The sequence below is a fragment of the Candidatus Krumholzibacteriia bacterium genome (assembly GCA_030748535.1).
GTDB lineage: Bacteria > Krumholzibacteriota > Krumholzibacteriia > JACNKJ01 > JACNKJ01 > JASMLU01.
The window spans coordinates 61,107-80,181 of sequence record JASMLU010000002.1 but is presented as its reverse complement, the minus strand read 5'-3'; the positions used below and the strand labels follow the sequence as shown (position 1 = coordinate 80,181).

The 19,075-nt window shown below is 59.0% G+C and carries 14 protein-coding genes and 1 pseudogene; 8 read left to right on the top strand and 7 right to left on the bottom strand.

Annotated elements, in window-relative coordinates; translation table 11 throughout:
• The first annotated feature begins 29 nt into the window (after positions 1-29).
• Together QGH30_04300 and QGH30_04295 are read left to right on the top strand one after the other, a co-directional pair.
• On the top strand, positions 30-869 hold the full coding sequence (locus tag QGH30_04300; protein ID MDP7021557.1) for a class I SAM-dependent methyltransferase: 840 nt from the start codon (positions 30-32) through the stop codon (positions 867-869).
• The gene (locus tag QGH30_04295) at positions 866-3,391 is read left to right on the top strand and encodes a transglutaminase-like domain-containing protein (GenBank protein MDP7021556.1); all 2,526 of its coding nucleotides are present in this window, start codon (positions 866-868) and stop codon (positions 3,389-3,391) included. The genes QGH30_04300 and QGH30_04295 overlap by 4 nt, the downstream gene beginning before the upstream one ends.
• Here QGH30_04295 and QGH30_04290 read toward each other — a convergent pair.
• From QGH30_04290 to QGH30_04265, 6 genes and pseudogenes are all read right to left on the bottom strand, one after another.
• A complete protein-coding gene (locus QGH30_04290) occupies positions 3,388-5,904 on the bottom strand; it encodes a BatD family protein (protein MDP7021555.1) in 2,517 nt (838 codons plus the stop codon). The genes QGH30_04295 and QGH30_04290 overlap by 4 nt on opposite strands.
• On the bottom strand, positions 5,905-6,654 hold the full coding sequence (locus tag QGH30_04285; protein MDP7021554.1) for a tetratricopeptide repeat protein: 750 nt from the start codon (positions 6,652-6,654) through the stop codon (positions 5,905-5,907).
• On the bottom strand, positions 6,636-7,664 hold the full coding sequence (locus QGH30_04280) for a VWA domain-containing protein (protein MDP7021553.1): 1,029 nt from the start codon (positions 7,662-7,664) through the stop codon (positions 6,636-6,638). The genes QGH30_04285 and QGH30_04280 overlap by 19 nt, the downstream gene beginning before the upstream one ends.
• Entirely contained in the window at positions 7,661-8,656 is a 996-nt protein-coding gene (locus QGH30_04275; GenBank protein ID MDP7021552.1) for a VWA domain-containing protein, read from the bottom strand. Before QGH30_04275 ends, QGH30_04280 begins: the two co-directional genes overlap by 4 nt.
• 1,142 nt (positions 8,657-9,798) lie before the next feature.
• Positions 9,799-10,674, bottom strand: a pseudogene (locus QGH30_04270) (DUF58 domain-containing protein).
• Between the two features lie 2 nt (positions 10,675-10,676).
• Entirely contained in the window at positions 10,677-11,663 is a 987-nt protein-coding gene (locus QGH30_04265) for an AAA family ATPase (protein ID MDP7021551.1), read from the bottom strand.
• 359 nt (positions 11,664-12,022) lie between these two features.
• On the opposite strand from QGH30_04265, the gene trxA reads away from it, so the two are divergent.
• The 5 genes from trxA (at position 12,023) to QGH30_04240 (ending at position 17,068) form a co-directional block, all read left to right on the top strand.
• A complete protein-coding gene (trxA, locus tag QGH30_04260; GenBank protein ID MDP7021550.1) occupies positions 12,023-12,364 on the top strand; it encodes a thioredoxin in 342 nt (113 codons plus the stop codon).
• Positions 12,365-12,529: 165 nt separating this feature from the next.
• Complete coding sequence (locus tag QGH30_04255) at positions 12,530-14,416, top strand: ABC transporter ATP-binding protein (GenBank protein MDP7021549.1); 1,887 nt, start codon at positions 12,530-12,532, stop codon at positions 14,414-14,416.
• A 43-nt stretch (positions 14,417-14,459) separates the two neighbouring features.
• Entirely contained in the window at positions 14,460-14,693 is a 234-nt protein-coding gene (locus QGH30_04250; protein ID MDP7021548.1) for a NifU family protein, read from the top strand.
• Positions 14,694-14,817: 124 nt separating this feature from the next.
• A complete protein-coding gene (locus tag QGH30_04245) occupies positions 14,818-15,525 on the top strand; it encodes a hypothetical protein (protein MDP7021547.1) in 708 nt (235 codons plus the stop codon).
• A 37-nt stretch (positions 15,526-15,562) separates the two neighbouring features.
• Positions 15,563-17,068: an oligosaccharide flippase family protein gene (locus tag QGH30_04240; protein ID MDP7021546.1), complete on the top strand. Its 1,506-nt coding sequence runs from the start codon at positions 15,563-15,565 to the stop codon at positions 17,066-17,068.
• Here the strand turns inward: QGH30_04240 and QGH30_04235 are convergent.
• A complete protein-coding gene (locus QGH30_04235; protein ID MDP7021545.1) occupies positions 17,058-17,789 on the bottom strand; it encodes a class I SAM-dependent methyltransferase in 732 nt (243 codons plus the stop codon). The genes QGH30_04240 and QGH30_04235 overlap by 11 nt on opposite strands.
• An 88-nt stretch (positions 17,790-17,877) precedes the next feature.
• On the opposite strand from QGH30_04235, the gene QGH30_04230 reads away from it, so the two are divergent.
• Positions 17,878-19,062 carry a crosslink repair DNA glycosylase YcaQ family protein gene (locus tag QGH30_04230; protein MDP7021544.1) on the top strand — a complete coding sequence of 395 codons (1,185 nt, stop codon included), beginning with the start codon at positions 17,878-17,880 and terminating at the stop codon, positions 19,060-19,062.
• Positions 19,063-19,075: the final 13 nt, after the last annotated feature.

Sequence of the window (19,075 nt, the reverse complement as noted above, 5' to 3'; positions counted from 1 at the left end):
CTTCTCCGGGAATGGGATAGTCTCCTCCTATGAGAGAACACATTGAAAAACACCTGCCTCTCGTGATCCGCCGCCAGCTTGACATTCGTCGCGACCGGAGATCCCTGAACTCCCTGTCCCGAAGGCACGTTTCCCTGGACATGCTTCGCCGAGCCTCGGATTTCAGTTTCTCCTTTCTGGAAGATCCGGCCATCGAGAAAGAGTGGGGCAGGGCAGAAGAGAGGTTTCTGCCCTTTGCCATTCCCGATGGAACCGGCGGTGTGAACCCGGGAGACCGTCGCGCCCTTTTCTATCTTCTTCGCTATCTGAAAGCCCGGCGCGTTCTGGAAGTGGGAACCCATATCGGGGCCTCCACGGTGCATATTGCCGAAGCCCTGTCTCTTTTGAGAAGCGAGGGCGAAGAAGTTCATCTGGATACGGTGGACTTCCGCGATGTCAACGACCCGGACACAAAGCCATGGTTTCATTTTTCTTCCGAGCGACCTCCCCGCGACTACATCTCTGATCTCGCTTGCCTGGATATCGTGGATTTTCATGCCTGTCCTGCCACGGATTTTCTCCCGGCGGGGGGGGACAATTACGACCTGATCTTTCTCGATGGTTCCCACGCCGCCTCTTCCGTCTACCAGGAAGTTCCCCTGGCCCTGGAAAGACTCAATCCCGGCGGCCTGATTCTCCTTCACGACTACTTCCCCGCCCTCAAGCCTCTCTGGAAAAAGTCAAAGGTGATTCCCGGTCCCTGTCTTGCCACCGACCGCCTGATTGATGAGGGAGCCTCTTTCCAGGCTCTCCCCTTCGGAGAACTTCCCTGGCCTACCAAACTTGGCGGGCGAACAACCAGTCTGGCGATACTCGTGAGGTTGGCATGATCCGCACAATTTTTCTTTCCCTCGGTCTTCTTCCCTTTGTCCTGCTTGCCGAAGACTGGACATGGCCACCCAGTGAGGACATCGCTTCCCGGGTGGAAACCACCCTGGAGCGTCATTATGAAGGAGAGGCTCTTCGCACCTGGCTGGGCACTGCGGAAACCCGGGAGCGGGAAGCTCTTGAGTTTCTTCTTGCCTGGCTGCCCGCACCGGATCTCGGAGCCTGGTCTGCCGATGCCCTGATTGAAAACGTCAGGATTGCTCTTGAAACCTGGCGCCCGGAAGTGGACGCCTGGACCTTCCACAGTTTTGTCCTGCCGCATCGGGTAAGCCAGGAGCCGCCCCAGAATTGGCGAAGGGTCCTGCGTGAGATGATCGGGGAGCGAACCGAGGGAATGTCACTTTCGGAAGCTGCGCTGGAGGTGAACCGTTTCTGCCGGGAATGGGCTACCTACCGCGCCAGTTCCCGTCGCGACCAGCCGGCGCTGACAACCCTGGAGCGGGGAATCGGGCGCTGTGAGGAGGAGACGATTCTTCTCATCAGCGCCCTCAGAAGTGTCGGCATTCCCGCCCGCCAGTGTTACACGCCCTACTGGACCACAGGCGACAGCAACCACGCCTGGGTCGAGGTTTTTACAGGAGACGCCTGGCACTACATGGGATCCTGCGAGCCGGCAGCCTGTCTGGACCGGGCCTGGTTCAGCAATCCCACACGACGCGCCGGACTGGTTCTTTCCAATGCCTATGGCGAAATGCCCCTGCCTTCCCCGGAAGCTTCCCGGCTGTACCGTCAGGCGAATGGAGCGACGGTTCTCAACACAACGGAAGTCTACACGGATCCCGGAGAACTTCTGGTGACTCTTCCCGGGGAACAGGAAGCGGAATGGGTCTGGATTCATGTCTTCAACTTCGCTTCGCCCAGTGTTCTCGGACGGGTGCGCCCGGGCGAGCGGATCTTCATGGGCCGAGGGGACTATCTGCTCACCGCCGAGGCAGGCGGTCAGCCCTACTCTGCCCTGGCGGAAGTGCGCCCGGGCAAGCTCTGTGACTTGGAGCTTCATCCCGGATTGACTCTGCTGGAGAATCCGGTCTGGCTTCGCTACGGCCCGTCCAGGACCGGGGACGCGCCGGAGGACTGCGAAGTGTCGCCGGAGGATCCGCTGTGGAAGTCGCACCAGGATCGTCTGGATGCCAATGACGCGGCGCGGAAGGAGAGAGCTCGCCTGCCCGAAGGATGGGAAGAAGCTCTCGCCGGGCATTCAAGCTCCGAAGAAATCCGGAAGACCATGGAGGAAGCCGGCCCCGCGCCCGCGAAATGGGCTCACGAGATCCTGGCCCTGAAGGCCCCGGAGAAATCTCTTGCCCTGAACCTGCTCGCGGAAATGGACATCAAGAGTTACTACGAGTTCGACCCGGCGGGCCTGCAGCCATTGCTCGCGGAAATCCTCCGCGTCCGTGCCCTTGCCCCCTCGCTCCCCGACAGCATCTTCGATCCCTATGTGCTTTCTCCCTGGCTCTACCACCAGGCCGCCAATCACGACTCCTGGACGGAGATTCCCTGGATGGGAGTACTTTCGGCTGAAGAGCTTCTGCAGGCATTTCGTACCCGGGTAAAAAAGGCCGACGAGGGCCGCCTGGGTCATGTCGCCACGCCCGGGGAGACCTGGCGAAGCGGCTGGTCCGATGAGGCGGGGGCCAAGGCCTGTCTGGTCGGTCTCTTCCGTCGCCACGGCCTCCCGGCTCGCGCAGTGCGCGGAGTGCCCACGGTGGGAGTCTGGCAGCAGGGAAACTGGCAGGAGTTTCTTCCCTTTGAGGATGCCTCTTCTGATGATGATACACCGGGCATGGCCGAAGAAGCCTTCCTGCTCGTTCGTTATTTCGAAAACGGCCAGCCCTATGAAAATGTGGAAACCTGGCGGCAAACCCGACTGAACCTCTTCCGGGAGGGACGCTTCGAGCCCTGGTATCTGGGACAGATTTCCGAGGGCGAGGGAATCGTCGACTGGAACCTGCCCGCCGGGGAATACTGGCTTATGGGAGGACTTCGCAATTCCCTGGGCGAGCCGCGCTTTGTCAGCCGGAAACTCGACATTGCCGCCGGGGATTCTCTTTTCCTTGAGATGGACATCGGCATTCCCCTGGCCGAGCGCGACGACCGCAACCTGCTTCCCTATTCACTGAGCGAGGATTTCCGCCTGAAGGATCGTCGGCCTTACCGCTCCTTTCTGAAAGAAGTTTCCCGGGGTCGTCGGCTCCTGGTTCTGGTTTTGGGTGCCCACGAGCCCAGTCGCCGTCAGCTGGCTGCGCTGGAAGGCATGGAGCTGGAGCTTCTCTGGCTTGACGACATGGTCGGCCATGCTCCCGAGGGTCCTTGGCGCATAGGGCGGGAGAGCGTAGAGCGCGTCTTCCATGTCAAGGATCCGGTGGCAGAGTTGCCGATCAGCATCCTGCTCGAAGAAGGCGAGACCAGACTCTGGATCGAGGGTCTGGAACCGGGCCTGAAGAACTACCTGCGGGAGAACTAGAGCCGCTCTACCGTGCCGGAGAGAAGCCAGCCTTCCAGATCTCCGTGCATGCGGATCCTCATCCACTCGCCCCGGGTTTCCCGAATCTCCAGTTCACTGCCTTCGTGGATTTCCACGATGGACAGGAAGTCCTCGCCCGGCCCCGAAAGCAGCGTCACCGACGGCGCAAGCAGGATGGCCTGACGACCTCCCCAGTCTTCGCGCTCGGCCTTTCCCATCGCCAGGGAGGCGAGAAGGAATAGCAAAAGGAAGAGCCAGACGGGAACCCGAAGCCTGGTCCAGGAGGCCCTGCGAAGGACGAGGAGCAGGACGAGAATGCTGAGCGACCAGAGAAAAAGGAGGGCGAAGAGCGCCATTTCTCCGGGGCTGAGAATCGAGCGCAAGCCCATCCAGAGTTTCGAAGAAATGCTGGCTTCCGCCGGGGGAAGTTCGTGCAGGACCCGGGCCCGCGCGATTTCCAGATTCTCCCGGCTCATGCGATCCCGGGGTGCGAGTCTCAGGGCACGCCGCCAGGAGAGAATAGCTTCGCCGATCTTTTCCTCCTGAAAACGGGCGTTGCCGAGATTGTACCAGAGCTGGCTGTCCTCCAGGCCGGAGTCCGCCAGGTCCTGCCACTGTGCCGCTGCATGAGAAAACTGCCCGGCCTCGTATCGTTCGGCGGCCTCCAACATTGACTCTTCCGTATCGGCCATTACAGGGAAGGCAAGAAGGAGTAGAAGGAGGACGCTCAGGGGAAGGGAAGATCGCTTCCGTGTCTTTTCAAGACGGGACAGAAGGAGCTCGGCTCGTTGCAGAAGTTCCCCCTGCAACTGCTCCCGGTCGCCGGGGGCGAAACGCGCGAAATCACAGTCGCCGAGGAGGGACCGGAAAGTCTCACAATCTTCGTGGGAGACGCCGCTTTCAGCAAGAGCGTTCAGGGAGTCTTCGTCGTTTCTGTAGGAAGCCAGGCGATCGCGCAGGTAGTTCCGAAGCCCGAGGGACAGGGCGGAGGTGAAGTTCCCGGAATCGCCTTGCGAGAGAGCCTTTTTCGCATCTCTCAGATGCTTCCGGGCCATGCGCCCGGCCCTGCGGGAGCGGTAGCCCGCAAGATCGCCTTCCATCGCATCCTTCCTCTTTCTCCAGATCCAGGCAGAAGCGAGAAGGGGCCAGGGCAGGGCGAGAAGAGTCCAGAACGCAGCAGAGCGGGGGAAGCGCTGACCGTCTCCGGCAAGAAGGGGAACCGTTCGAATGTGGTGAATACTGCGCCCCAGGACTTCCGCGCGATTGCGGTCCAGATCCGAGAAGACCAGGGGTTTTGCCTCCGGTGCGCTCGAAGGGGCGACCACAAGTGACAGGGGAGGAGTGCGCGCGACCTCGTATTTCCCACTCTCCGGATTGAACCAGGGATAATCGATTCCCGGGATTTCCACCCTTCCCTCTGACTGCGGGACGAGAACCCAGGTAAAGACCTTTTCCACATAGATTCCCTCTGCATCGACATTCTGAACGCTTTGCAGGTCGGACTCGTACTCCCGAAAACTCTTGCCCGGGGAGAGTTTTGGAGCGGCAAAGGCCCGCGGGTTGCCCTGTCCGCTGAGGCGCAGCGTCAGGGTGAAGGGTTGGCCTACTTCATAGGGCCCCGGCTCGATGTCCGCATGAAACCGGAGATTGTGGGCCACCGTGCCGAGAAAGCCTGCGGGCTTGCCTTCTTCTGGAAGAGGAAGCACCCGGATTTCCAGGGCCTCGCTTTGAAGCACCCGATCCCTTCCCCCGGCTCTTCCGAAACCGAAGGAAAAGAAATCATCCCGGCGCGGGTCATAGATGCTGGCCCGAAGGGTCGCAGGACCGATCTGGAGGGTCCCGGACTCCTGGGGAAAGAGAGCGGCTCGCAGTTCAGTGACCGCATAGTCGCGTCCCTCCCGCTTGCGGAAGCCGCTGATTTCGTCCCCGAGAGCTTCCTTCCAGAAGCCTCCGGTCTCGGGTTCTTCGTACTGGGGCGTGCCCCGGAAGCGGAGCCTCGTGTCCCGATACAGGGCGAAGTGGTGGATGAGCTGTTCTCCCACCCAGACCTCTTCCTCGTCACACCAGCTGCGGATGAAGATCTGGCCCCGCTCCGGGGAGACCCTTCTTCCGGGTTCTCCTGCAATCGGTCGGGAGGGCTGCCCCGAGGAATGGACCTTCAGTTTCAGGGCCTTGCTGTAGTGGGTCTTCTTCTTGACCTTCACCGCAATGGGCGGGATCTCCAGAGGCCCGGTGTCGCGTGCAATCAACTGGTAGTGAAAGATCTTCTCGTTCCGGCTCTCCCCGTTGATGTAGCTGAAATTACTGGAACTGGAGGTTCCGACCAGGGTGAGGGACTCCAGATCCGGAAAAGCCGGAGCCTGAATGCCCCGAAGAGGGCCGACCACGGAGATCGTCAGGGTGAAACTCTCGCCGCGGACGATGTTCTCCCGGTCCAGCTTCGTGCTGACTTCCACCCCGGCCAGCGCGGGCAGCGAAAACAGGGCGAAGAGGATGAGTTTTCGAAGAGTCATCTACCAGTCCTTCTCCACATCCCTTTGCTCGGGGATGGCCTGCTTGGCTCGCGCTTCCTGCAATTCCTTTTCCTCTTCCTGCATGGCATCAAGGAGACGCTTTGCGTCTTCCTCGCTCATCCCGGATTCCTCGCTACGGGGAGCCTGTTCCTGTTGCTCCTGCTCCTGATCTTCCTGCTCCCCCTGCTCGGGCTTCTCCTTCTGATCTTCGGAAGAATCCCCGGGATCCTGATTGTCGGGAGAGTCCTGCTCCTGAGACTCCTCGTTTTCCTGTTCCTGCTCCTGATCCTCCGAGTCTTCTTCGCTCTGCTCTTCCTGCTGCATCTGCTTCAGAAGGAACTCGATATTGTGCTTGGCGTCCCGGTCATCGGGTCTTAGAAGCAGGCTCTGCGCGTATTGCTGAAGAGCCGCCTCGGTCTGTCCTGCGGCAGCCAGAGTGTTTCCCAGATCGTAGTGGATGCGCGCTTTTTCGTCCCGGTCTTTCGCATAACGAAGAGCCTGATGATAGGCGAGCAGTGCTTCCTCGCCTTTGCCGGAGCGAGCCAGGGCACCGGCAAGATTCCGCTGGAGAACCCCGTTTTCAGGATGACGAAGGGCGATCTGGCTCAAGTGCCCGGCGGCCTGCTCAAATTGTCCCTCCTCGATCATCCCCCGGGCCTCTTCGTGCTGCCCCGCTGCCTTCAGGGGCAGCTTTCCGGCAAGCGCCGCTGTGGAAAGAAGAAGGATGAGGACTAATAGCGACCGGACCATTTTTCCTCCTCTTTTCGTTTTCCGGGAAGCAGGGCCTCGAAACCGAGAGCCAGGAAGGCCAGTCCCGCAAACCAGGCCATACGCTCAATGGGCTTGCGGCTTTCCCTTCCCCCCAGTTCCCGGGTCTCCATTCCGAGAACCGTCTCGCGAAGATGCTCCAGGTCCAGTCTTCCTCCCCCGGACTCGTAGTAAGCGCCGCCGGTGAGTGCGGCGACTTTCTGCAGGATTCCCGAATCCAGCCTGCTGAAGACAGGACGCCCGTCCCGGTCGCGCAGGTTTTCCTTCAGTATGCCGCTCTGCTCTTCCCGCAGGGGAATGGTATGACCCTCTTTTGTGCCGACACCGATGGTGAAAATGACCACGCCCTCTTTTTCAGCCTCGCGCGCGGCTTTCAGGGCATCGCCCTCGTGCCCTTCTCCGTCGGTGAGCAGGACCAGTACCTTGTAACGGCGTTCATCTCCGGGGAAGGTGGCGGCTGCTCGTCGAATGGCTGTTTCGAGATTGGTTCCCGGCACCGGAATGCTGCCCACCCGGATTCCATCGAGAAAGATGCTGGCCGCAGAGGTATCGAGAGTCAGGGGCATGTTCGTGAAACTCTCTCCGGCAAAGCTCAGGAGCCCGATCCGGTTTCCGCGGAGCATGCGGAAGAGTTCCTCGATCTCCCGTTTTGCCGCCTGCAGGCGATTGGGGCGAAGATCCTCAGCCAGCATGCTACGACTGGTGTCCAGGGCAACGATGACATCCAGTCCCCGGCGCTTGACCTCCGCAAGTTCACTTCCGATCTGGGGACGCGGAAGGGCCAGAAGGAGGGCCGCCAGTCCGAGCAGGATCAGAAAGCTCTTTTGCCGCCTTCGGGAAACAGAGTAGCCGCTGACAAGGCGATGAAACATGGGCGTGGACAGAAACTTCTCTCGCAGGCGCTCCTGCCTGCGGCTCGCCCAGAGGACGAGAAGAAAGGCCAGGGGCCAGAGGCCGAGAAGCCAGAGGAAACGAGGATCTCCGAAACTCATGGCAGACCTCTCAGAATCCAGCGGGAGAACAGAATCTCCAGAAGGAAGAAAAGGAGAGCTGGAAGAAGGAAGAGCAGTCCTGCTTCCCGATAGTCCACTCTCTCGATACTTTCGATCTCGCTTTTCTCCAGTTCATCGATTTCTGCGTAGATCTCCGCAAGGGAGCCTTCGCGGTCGGCCCGGAAGTACTGTCCCTTGCCAAGTCGGGCGACCTCGCGAAGAGTCTCTTCATCCAGGTTGGTTTCCATGTACTGGTATCGGCGTCCGAAGAAAGGATCGTCCACGGGATAGGGAACCTTGCCCTCCTTGCCCATGCCGATGGTGTAGATCCTGATCCCGAGAGCGGCCGCCGCCTTCGATGCGCTCAAGGGGTCGATCTTGCCGGCATTGTTGTCGCCATCGGTCAGAAGCACGAGCACCCGGCTTTCCGCCTCGCTCTCCCGGAGACGGTTTGCAGCGGTGGCGATGGCACTGCCAATGGCAGTGCCGTCCTCGATCAGTCCCATTTCCAGTTCCAGCAGAAACTCATCGAGAAGATCGTGGTCCAGAGTCAGGGGGCACTGCGTATAGGCATCATGCGCGAAGATCACCAGGCCGATCCGGTCCTGGGGACGCTTGCGAACAAAGGCCCGTGCCTGCTCCCGGGCTTCCTCCAGCCGGTTCTTGGGGCGAAAATCCTCTCCCCGCATGGAAGTCGAAAGGTCAAGAGCCAGAATGATGTCCACGCCCTCGCTGAGGATTTCCTGTTCATGGGTTCCCGACTGCGGCCTTGCGATGGCGAAGACCAGCAGAACCATCACCAGCATGCGCAGAACCCGGGGAAGTCGCCGCAAGCGGGCACGGCCCTGCCCGGCAATCCTCCGGTGAATCCGGGTGTCCGAGATGCGGAGGCGAAGGCTCTCGACCGGGCGAATCCGCCAGCGCCATACAAGGGCCAGGGGCAACAGCAAGAGGAGAAGGAGAAAGAGCGGATGGACAAAGCGTTCAATCATGAGGATTCCTCCCCGAAGCGGCTTGCCCGAACGAATCCGCGCGCGGAGGAGAGAGCCTTCCGGCACTCCTCCTCCCGGCTCTTTCCCTGTGCGTATTTCACGAGATCGGCATTCTCCAGAAGCTGGGACAGGTCCTCCTGCCAGGCGGTGTCCAGAGAGATCCTTTTCAGACCGAGCAGAATCTCCTCCTGCGTCCAGTCGGAAAAGGGAAGCCCGTAGCGGCGATGCAGATATCGCCGGAGAATCAGGGAGAGTTGACTGTGAAAGGCGTGGAAGGCCTGACGGGCGGGCATGTCTTTTTCTTCCAGCACCCGCAGGCTTGCCATGGCCTCCTCATCGGGAGAAATCCGGGGAAGCTCGGCAAGAGGTCGTTCCCGCCTGCGTAAACGAAGCAGGAGCCAGATTGCGAAGACCAGCAGCGCAAGAGCCGGGAGTCCCCAACTGAGAAGAGGTTTTAGCCAGTTGCCCCGAATGCGGCCGGCTTCTTTCCAGTCCCGCAGAGCCGCGCTGTCGGGACCCGTACTCAGTACGGACTGGCAGGACAGAAGCAGGGCGGCCGACAAGAGTTCCCGCTCTTTGCCCTCGTATTGATAGCGAAGAATCGGCCCGGCAATGGAGAAGGTGTCGGGGGCAAAGGTGCTGAAGGCCAGGTTCAGGCGCAGGGTGTCCTGTTCCTGTCCGAAGAGGCTGTCTATTCGAAGGAAGTCCTGTATGTTCAGGGTGTCGGCCAGTTCCCCCTCTGTCTCCGGATTCCAGAGGGGCAGAATCTGTGCCGGAGGTGCCGGCCAGTCGATTGCCAGCGCTTCGGCGCCCTCTTCCAGCACAAAGGTCCAGCGCAGAAGATTCGGGTCGCCGATCGTTTGCAGGTCTTTCTCCAGATAACTCTCGACGGAAGCAGCCATGTCGCGGCGAAGTTCCCTGCGGGGGCGGGCTGCGCCACAGAGTTCCTCAATCGACTTTTCTTCCAGAGTCTTCAGGGCAGCCCGGGGAAATACGGGAAGCCCCTGCTCTGCCGCTGCTCCCGGATTGCCGGAGAAGGGTGTGGCAGCGGGGGTCTGCGCTCCCGATGTAGACTGAAGAAGGGCGAGGATGAAGAGGGCCAGTGGCGCCGTTCGACGGAAACCCCGGGCAAGACGCTTCATCCGGCGGCGAAAGAATTGAACCAGGGGACTGACAAACTCCTGCTGCACATCGAGGCGGATTTCATCGACCGCGTTCCGGCTGAGAAGGCGGCTGACATCCCGCTCGCGCCGTGCGGCATCCGAATGAAAACGGCTTCGCAAGCGGTCGCTGGAACTGTCCACCCAGCATTCCTCGCCGGTTTCAACGTCCTTCAGGCGAAGCAGCCCTGCATCGGGCAAATGGCATTCCAGGGAGTCATAGAGGTGCAGTGCAATCAGGTCGTGGCGTCGCGCGCTCAGGCGCAGGGCAGTTTCGTAACCTTCATCCATGAAGTCGCTGAGAAGAAAAACCACGGCCTTGCGCTTGAGCAGGTGGCTGAGGGTTTCCAGAGCATTGCCCAGATCCGTGCCCCGGCCCTCTGGCTGGAAATAGAGGAGTTCCCGGACGATTCGAAGAACATGGCGGCGGCCCTTGGAGGGGGGGATGTATTTTTCGACCCGGTCCGTGAAGATCAGGCATCCGACCTTGTCCTGATTGCGAATCGCGCTGAAGGCGAGAACGCTGGCCACTTCTGCGATGACCTCGCTTTTCATGCGATCGCCACTGCCAAAAAGCCCGCTGGCCGAAGCGTCCACGGCCAGCATGACCGTCAGTTCCCGTTCTTCCCGGTAGCGTTTTACAAAGGGGCGGCCCATGCGGGCGGTGACATTCCAGTCGATGCTCCGGATCTCGTCGCCGGGGCTGTATTCTCGCACCTCGTCGAATTCCATTCCGCTTCCCTTGAAGACGGAATGGTACTCGCCCCCGAAAAGATCCTCCACCAGGTGCCGTGTGGACAGTTCTATCCGGCGTACCTTCTTGAGAATCTCGGGCGGAATGAAATCCTGTTCTGCCATGCCTAGGGCAACTCCACCGCATCAAAGAGACGAAGGACGACCGCATCGCTGTCGAGTTCTTCGGCCTCGGCCTCGTAGCTGACGATGATCCGGTGGCGAAGGACATCGAGCCCGACCTTCTTGACATCCTCGGGCGTGACATAACCGCGACCCCGCAGGAAGGCATGGGCTCTGGCGGCCTGGGCGAGGTAGATCGTGGCCCGGGGGCTGGCTCCGTAGCTGATCAGCTGGCCGAGGCCCACGGATTCCGGTTCCCGGGTGGCAAAGACCAGTGCAATGATGTAGTCGAGAACCTTCTCATCCATGTAGATTTCATGGATGAGTTTGCGGGCCTCCTCGATACGGGCCGTCTCGATGACGGCATTGACCCGGGGGCTTTCCATTCCGCCCATCCTTTGCAGGATTTCCTTTTCCTCGGCCCGGTCCGGGTAGCCGACCCGCACTTTCAGCATGAAGCGATCCACCTGGGCCTCGGGCAGGGGGTAGGTTCCTTCCTGTTCAATCGGGTTTTGAGTGGCCAGCACCAGAAAGGGCTCGGGAAGAGCATGGGTCTCGCCGCCGAGGGTGACCTGATGCTCCTGCATGGCTTCGAGCAGGGCACTCTGAACCTTGGCCGGCGCGCGGTTGATTTCGTCGGCGAGAATGAAATTGGCAAAGACCGGGCCCTTGCGGGTACGGAAGTCCCCGGTCTTGGGGTCATAGATCTGGGTGCCCAGAAGGTCGGCGGGAAGAAGATCCGGGGTGAACTGGATTCTGCGGTAGTCCGCTTTCACGGCACCGGCGAGACTGCTCACGGCCAGGGTCTTGGCAAGACCGGGCAGACCTTCGAGAAGGACATGCCCCCGGCAGAGCAGGCCAATCAGGAGGCGGTCTACCAGATACTGCTGACCGACGATGACCCGGGACACTTCCTCCCGGATTTCCCGGACAAAGTGGCTCTCCCGCTCTACCCTTTCATTGAGTTCGTCGACATTGTAATGGGTTTCCATCGGGCAAATTCTCCTTGCTGGGTCATTTTCGGGACAAAATCAGCCATGCTTATATGCTCGAAAGGCGACTCGGGTTCCGGTTTTATATAGCAAAGCCTTTCGACACGGGCAAGCCCTTGAAAAGTCGGGGCTTGGAAAAAAACCGCTTTTTTGCCTGCGTCTGAATTAGGTTATGGATTATCGGGAAACATTTATCTTTCTGGCAAATAAGGTGAAGGAGTTCGCAAGCCCCAATTATCAGGACACTTGGGAATGGCGATACCCTTTTTCAGTAGCCCGGAAAATTCCCTGAAAAAACCCTTGTGATGAAGGTCGCCCCCTTAGTAGTTTGACCTTGCCAAAGCATGAAGGAATGATAAATGATGCCCGAAAAGACCCTCAGCGCCCTCGAGAATCTGGACTCCAGCAACTTCGATGAAATCGTAGGTGGCGGAAAAACCCCTGTCATTGTTGACTTTTGGGCCGATTGGTGCGTCCCCTGCAGGACCATTGAGCCGATGCTGGAAGAAATCAGCGACCTGATGGGAGACAAGCTCCGATTTGCCAAGGTCAATGTGGATGAGTCCCGTGACCTGGCGATCCGCTACCGTGTCCAGAGCCTTCCCACGCTCCTGGTCTTCCAGGATGGACGCCCTGTGGACACGATTACCGGCGTTCCGCCCCGATACAGCCTGATCAGTCGTCTGGAAAAACATTTGTAGGGGAATTTTCCGCTTAATTCTTGTCAGATTGCAAGAAAATGCTCCGGTCCCCTGGGCCGGTTTTTTTAGGCTTCTCCCGGCCCGGTTACCAAAAACACCCGAGCCGCTTGTCTCTCCGGCGGAAAACTGCTAGACCATCGGGAGTCCCAAGCCTTCGAGAGAGTCATGTTTTCTATCTATTCCCGTTTGCTCGGAAATCTGCGACCCTATCGGGGTCGTGTTCTTCTGGCGGCCCTCTCCATTCTTCTCTTTGCCCTGATGAACGGCAGTTCCCTGACTCTGGTGGTGCCCTTTCTGGACAACCTCTTTCAGGAAGAGGCCGTGACCATAGAACTTCCCGCCCCGGCCGGGGAAGACGCTTCCTGGCTGGAGAAGGCATCGGTGAGAAAAGACCGGATTCTGGGCAGTGCCCGTCTCTGGCTGGACCGGGGCGAGCGCTCCGAGAGGCTGTTTCGGGGGCTCTGGGTGATCCTGCTTGCCTACTTCCTGAAGAATCTCTTCGACTACCTGCAGGCTTTTCTTGTCCATCTGCTCGAACAAAGAAGCCTCTACGATATTCGGGGTCGACTTTTTGCCCACCTTCAGACCCTGCCCCTTGCCTGGCATCAGGATCACCCGAGCGGCAGTCTGGTCAGCCGCGTGGTGAATGATGTGAACACCCTGCGGGGAGCCCTCGTGGGCGCACCCGCTGTGTTCTTCCGCAATTTGCTGGTGATTTTCGTGGGCCTGACCATCATTTTTGCCATCAGTTGGCGTCTGGCGCTTCTGACCTTCCTGATTGTGCCGGTCAATGCCTTTCTCCTGCGCTTTCTGGGCCGTCTCCTTCGTCGTGACGGAACAAGGATCCAGGAGCGAATGGCTGACATGGCTTCGGCAATCGGGGAAACCCTGGTCGGGGTCCGGGTGGTCAAGGCCTTCGGCCGTGAGGAATACGAAGAGAAGCGCTTTGACCGTTTCAATCTGGATTACTATCGCCGCGCCCTGCGGCTTCGAGCTCTCGGTGCCCTGAATGCGCCCCTGAGCGAGATTCTGGGAAGCCTCTCCGTGGTGCTGATTGTCGGTTACGGGGGGATTCAGGTCCTTGCCGGGAATCTGGAAGCCAGCCATCTGGTGCTCTTTGTGGTGGCGGTTCTCAGCATTGTCGGCCCTCTTCGGAGAATCAGCGACCTGAACCAGTTCGTCCAGGAAGGTGCGGCGGCGGGAGAGAGAATCTTCGAGGTTCTCGATGCCCCCGACGAGCGCAGGATGCTGGACGAGGGAACCCGGCCCGGAGCCCTGAAGGAGTCCATTCAATTTGAGGGTCTGGGCTTTTCCTATCGGGAAGGGCACCCCGTTCTTCAGGATCTGGACTTTTCTCTTCCCCGGGGGAAGGTGCTGGCTCTCGTGGGGCCGAGTGGGGCGGGGAAAAGCACGGTGGCCGATCTGCTGGCCCGATTCCGGGATCCCGTTCAGGGCAGGATCCTCATGGATGGCATCGACATCGAGGGTTTCCGCCTCTCTGACTGGCGGAACAAGTTCGGCATTGTCACCCAGGATGTCATTCTCTTTAATGACACGATCCTGAACAACATCGCCTACGGTCGTCCCGGCGCGAGTCGCGAAGAAGTGGAAGCGGCGGCGAAGATGGCCCGCGCCCATGATTTCATTCTGGAAGCTCCCGAAGGCTACGATACGGTGATCGGGGAGCGGGGACTGCAACTCTCCGGCGGGCAGCGACAGCGACTGGCCATTGCCCGCGCCCTGCTGAAGGATCCCGAGATTCTCATCTTCGACGAGGCGACCAGTTCCCTGGATACGAAGAGCGAGGCCCTGGTGCAGGAGGCCATCGAGGGACTGATGAAAGAAAGAACCAGTCTGGTGATTGCCCACCGGCTTTCGACCGTCCGCAGGGCGGATCGGATTCTGGTTCTCGAGGGAGGACGCAAGGCGGAAGAGGGAAGCCATGAGGAGCTCATGGACTCCGGGAAGCTGTATCGACAGCTCCATGACTTGCAATTACGTGAACCGGAAGAGCCGGAAGCCTTGCGAAAGGGCGAAGCGAAGCTAGATTAGGGGCAATGAAACCCCAAGGAGGATGATGAGCGAGATGAATGATCTGACCCGTCGTGTCGAGCAGGCTCTGGACCTGATTCGCCCCGCCCTGCAGATGGATGGCGGCAATGTGGACCTGGTCGAAGTGACCGATGAGGGAGTCGTCCGGGTTCGCCTGGTGGGCGCCTGCGCCGGTTGTCCCTCGAGTAACATCACTCTTCAGGCCGGCATCGAAGCCACCCTGAAAGAGCATGTCCCGGAAGTGACCCGGGTGGAGAATGTCCCAGCCTTTTTCTAGAGGGAACTTCTTCTCCCAGCAAGACATAGGAAGCGGGGGTTTTCGCGGTGGACTTTCCTAAAAGCCGCCGCTAGACTGGTATGGAAATGCGGCTTCACAAGCCATGAGCCCATTGGGAGGCAGAATGAGACACAGTAGCACCTTGATGATCCTGAGCATCCTCTTGCTCCCGGTACTCGCCCTGGCCGTGGATACTTGGGAGCCTTACCCGAAGGGTCTAAGCGGTTTTGAAGTCTTCGGGTCCCGCGCCAATTTCGGCGCATCGGAAGAACTGCCCCGTGACTATTTCCTTTTCACCGGACCCAGCTACGGCCTGAACGAGAGTTTTCATCTCTCCGCCTTCACGGGCGGGATCCTGAGCGAGGGCTTCGACACCTATGATGACTTTCTCAGTCTAGTTCTCTTCGGCAACCTCTACGGAGGCTTTACGAATCCCCTGAAGCTGGATGCTTGGTATCAGGCCGATGTTTTCGGCCCCTGGATTGACGGAACAGCCCACACGGTGGGACTGGAGCTGAACCTGGACGGCGAGAAGGCCGGTGCCTATACCCGTCCCCAGATGACCTGGTATCGCGGCGAGGTCGGCCTTCCCAACGGTCACCTCAGTTCGCTCTTTGGCATCTATTACAAGGTTTGCCGGAATGCCGAAATCCTCTTCGATGTCACGGCGGATGCTGAAGACGGAAGCCTGATGCACACTTCCACGGCTCTGGGTCTGAATCGCATCCTCAATGACAAGTTGGAACTGATTCTGGAAGCCCGGACACAGGAACCCGCCGAGGGTGAGGATCGTGTCTGGGACCTGACTCTCGGAGTGGTGGCGGTCTGGTAGGGTGAGCTCCGGCGAGCAGAAGAGCAAGCTCCGGAGCATGCTCCAGGACACGATCTATGTGTTCCTGGGTACCTACGGCTCCCAGTTTCTTTCGCTCTTTATTTCCATTGTTCTGGCTCGCAAGCTCAGCACCGAGAACTACGGAGTCTATAGCGTTGTCCTTGCAACCTACATGCAGGGAACAATGATTCTCTCTCTTGGAATCCAGCCCATTGTTCAACGATACCTTCCCGAGTTTCTCGGGACGAAGAACCGCAGCGCCGTCCTGAAAATTCAGTGGCTTGGAGCCTTGAGCCATGTTTTCACCGGCGCCCTTCTGGTCTATCTCTGCTGGCTCTTTCGGGATGCCCTCTCTTCCTGGCTGAACATCCCGCAGTTCATCAGCCTTCTGCCCTTCTTCCTGTTCTTTACGATTTTCAAGGTCGAAGCGAACATCCTCGAAGAGATGCTCACGGCGCACCGGGCCCAGAAGTATCGCAACTTCGTGCTGGTCGGGTTTCAGGCATTGAAACTGTTTCTCTTTCTCTGGTTTCTTCCCGAAGAGGGTCCGATTCCCCGCGCAGGAACTCTGGAGAGGCTCTTTACCTTTCTGGCTATCAGTAACCTCGCCCTGATGCTGGCTTTTCTGGCACGGATTCTGGGCCTGAGCCGGAATCTGGAGGATGAGTCAGCGGAGCAGGTTCAGTACAAGCGGCTCTTTCGCTTCGGGCTCCTGCAATATGCAAGCAGCCTGACCCTGATCGCGCTGTACAAGGATATCGACACCTGGATCATCAGTCACTTTCAGGGCGTGGAAGAGGCTGGAGTTTACCGCTTCGCAACCTCTGCGGTTACGGCTCTTGTAACCCTGGTTCCCATGCACCTTTTGCTGAGGGTCATTATTCCCGTTTATGTAAAGGAGTACACCGAGAGGAAGGACAAGAACCAACTGGTCAAGGTCTTTCGTTTTTACAACAAGGTGGTAACGAGTTTCATTGTCCCCCTGCTCATTGGAGCACTTCTTCTCGCTACTCCGATCATCAGCATTATTTTCGATCCGAAGTGGTTGCCGGCGGTTCTTCCCTTCCGCATCTACTTCCTTGCGATGTTCATGACGCATTACCTGAACACCATGAGCTTCCTTCCCCTGATCCTCGAAAAACCGGAGATCACCCTCTTTAGCAGGATTTTCCTGATCTATAACATCATCCTGGATTTCATCCTGATTCCCATGGAAGGTCCCTTTGGGGGTGCGGTTGGCGCAGCGCTGGCTACCGGAAGCGCTCTGGTTTTCGGTTACCTTCTGAGCTACACGATTCTAAAACGGCACATTGCCGTTCGTTTTCCCTGGATGGCCAATCTGAAGGTTCTGATCTATGGCACTGTCATGGGAGTGGCGGTCTGGCTCTTACTGGAGAGGGTGGAGGGTATCCTGTCTCTGCTCGGAGTCGTAGCTCTGGGTGCCCTGGTTTATCTCTTCCTGGCCTGGCGTTTTCCGGTTTTCAATACGGAAGAGCGTGAGCGCTTCAACATCGCGCTGGGAAGAAAGATCTTCAGGACCTGATTTTCCTCGCGGAGATAATCGTCGCCGGTGAGTCTTTGGTCCGATCATCCCCCTTCCAGTTTCCATAGACGCCTTCAATTTCCAGATGCACTTCTCTCATGGTCGGCTCCAGTTCCGCGAGTCGCCAGGGGCGTAGGGGGAAGCGATCCTCAATCTTCAGATTCTCTCCCTCAAGCAAGAGGTGAAACTCCAGAAGGTCTTCGCCGAAGGCATAGGCGCGATGGAAGCGTAGCTCGCGGCCAGCGGAATCGACGATGTCACGAGGCTCGAAGGGATTCTTCTTTTCCCGGAGGACTTTCTCGAAGTGGACCATCTGCAGGAGCAGAAGCCCGTCGGGGCGAAGGGCTCCCGAGAGGGCTTCAAGTCCGGTCTTCAGGGAAGGGTGGTCCAGAAGATGGGCCAGCGTGTTTCCCAGACAGAGAACGGCATCGAAGGGAGCTTCTTCCAGTTCGGCAGAATGCTCCAGGCCGAGAGTATGAACCCGCCCCCTGTCTCCCAGGCGCTCATTCGCTCGCAGTGCCATGGCCGCTTCCGGCTCGAGCCCGGTCACAGCAAATTCCTGTTCTGCGAGAATCTCCAGATGCCGACCCGTGCCACAGCCTGCATCGAGCAGATGATGGCAATCGGAGTCGGAGAGTTTCTGAATCAGGAATGCCGCCTGCTCTTCGCTGGGGGGAAAGAGCAGGTCATAGAAGGGGGCGAGTTCAGAGTAGACAGCCATGGATGGTAATGTAGTCGCCGGGAGGAAGGATACAAGCATTCACTTGGCTTCCTGCAAGATCCTGCTACCCTGCCCTGGGGAGGTCTTCGTGAAGAAAGAAGTAGCATTCGTCGATCAGGAGTCCCTTCGAAGACTCTGGTTCTACCGGCAGGGCTTGACGAAACCTCGTTCCCGAAAACTCACCGCCCGCAGTTTCGTGGAGCATCTGGAGCGTTGTGGCGGGCTGCAACTCGACAGCGTCAATGTTCTGGATCGCGCTCACTACCTGACTCTCTGGAGTCGCTTCGGTGCCTACGACCGAGCCAGGCTCGACTCCCTGGCCTGGGAGAGCGGCCTTGCGCATGAGTTCTGGGGACATGCGGCCTGTCTGCTTCCCATGAGGCAGCTTCCCAACACTCTTCGCAGCAACTGCGCCTTCAATCCAACGAGCGAGTGGTGGAATGAAAGAAGACCGTCTGCCGCCGTCTTGCGAAGGGTGCGCGAGAGGATTCGGAGGGAAGGGGCTCTGGAGAGCGCTGATTTCAAATCCTCGGATCGGACCGCGGCCTGGTGGGGTTGGAAAGAGGAGAAAATGGCGCTGGAGTGGCTCTGGTGGAAGGGCGCTATCGCCATCCGCAATCGAAGGCATTTCCGGCGACTCTATGACCTCTCAGAGCGTGTGTATCCGGACTCCCGTCCGGCCAGCAGGAGAGAGTGGGAGGATTCCTGGCTCTTTCTTGGTCTCTCTGGAAACGGGATCGCCAGTGAGCGACACTTGGTGGACTACATGACTTCTCCCCGTCTGAAAGCCGCCGAGAGAAGGAAGGTCATCGACAGGGCCCTGAGGGCGAAAGACATCGTGGAAGTTCGCGTGGAAGGTTTTGAGGAAGCCTTCTATGCACGGCCGGAAAGTCTTCGGCAGCTCGGTCGCTTGCCCGAGCCACGGGGAACGACACTCCTTTGTCCCTTCGACTCCTTTCTCTGGCAGAGAGATCGCGCCGAAGACCTTCTGGGCTTCCGCTACCGAATTGAAATCTATGTGCCCGCGCCGAAACGACACTATGGCTACTATGTACTTCCCATTCTCCACCACGGGAATCTGGTCGGCCGCGTGGACCCCAAGTTCGATCGAAAGAAGGGGGAACTGATTCTTCACAGCATTCATCTGGAAGAGGGCTTCCGTCCTTCTTCCGAATTCCGCACTGCCATGGCCGATACCATTGCCGACCTTGCCCGATTTCTGGGAGCGGGCAAGGTGTGTGCGCCCCGTGGCTGGAAGAAGCATCTGGAGTAATGGCACAGTCTCT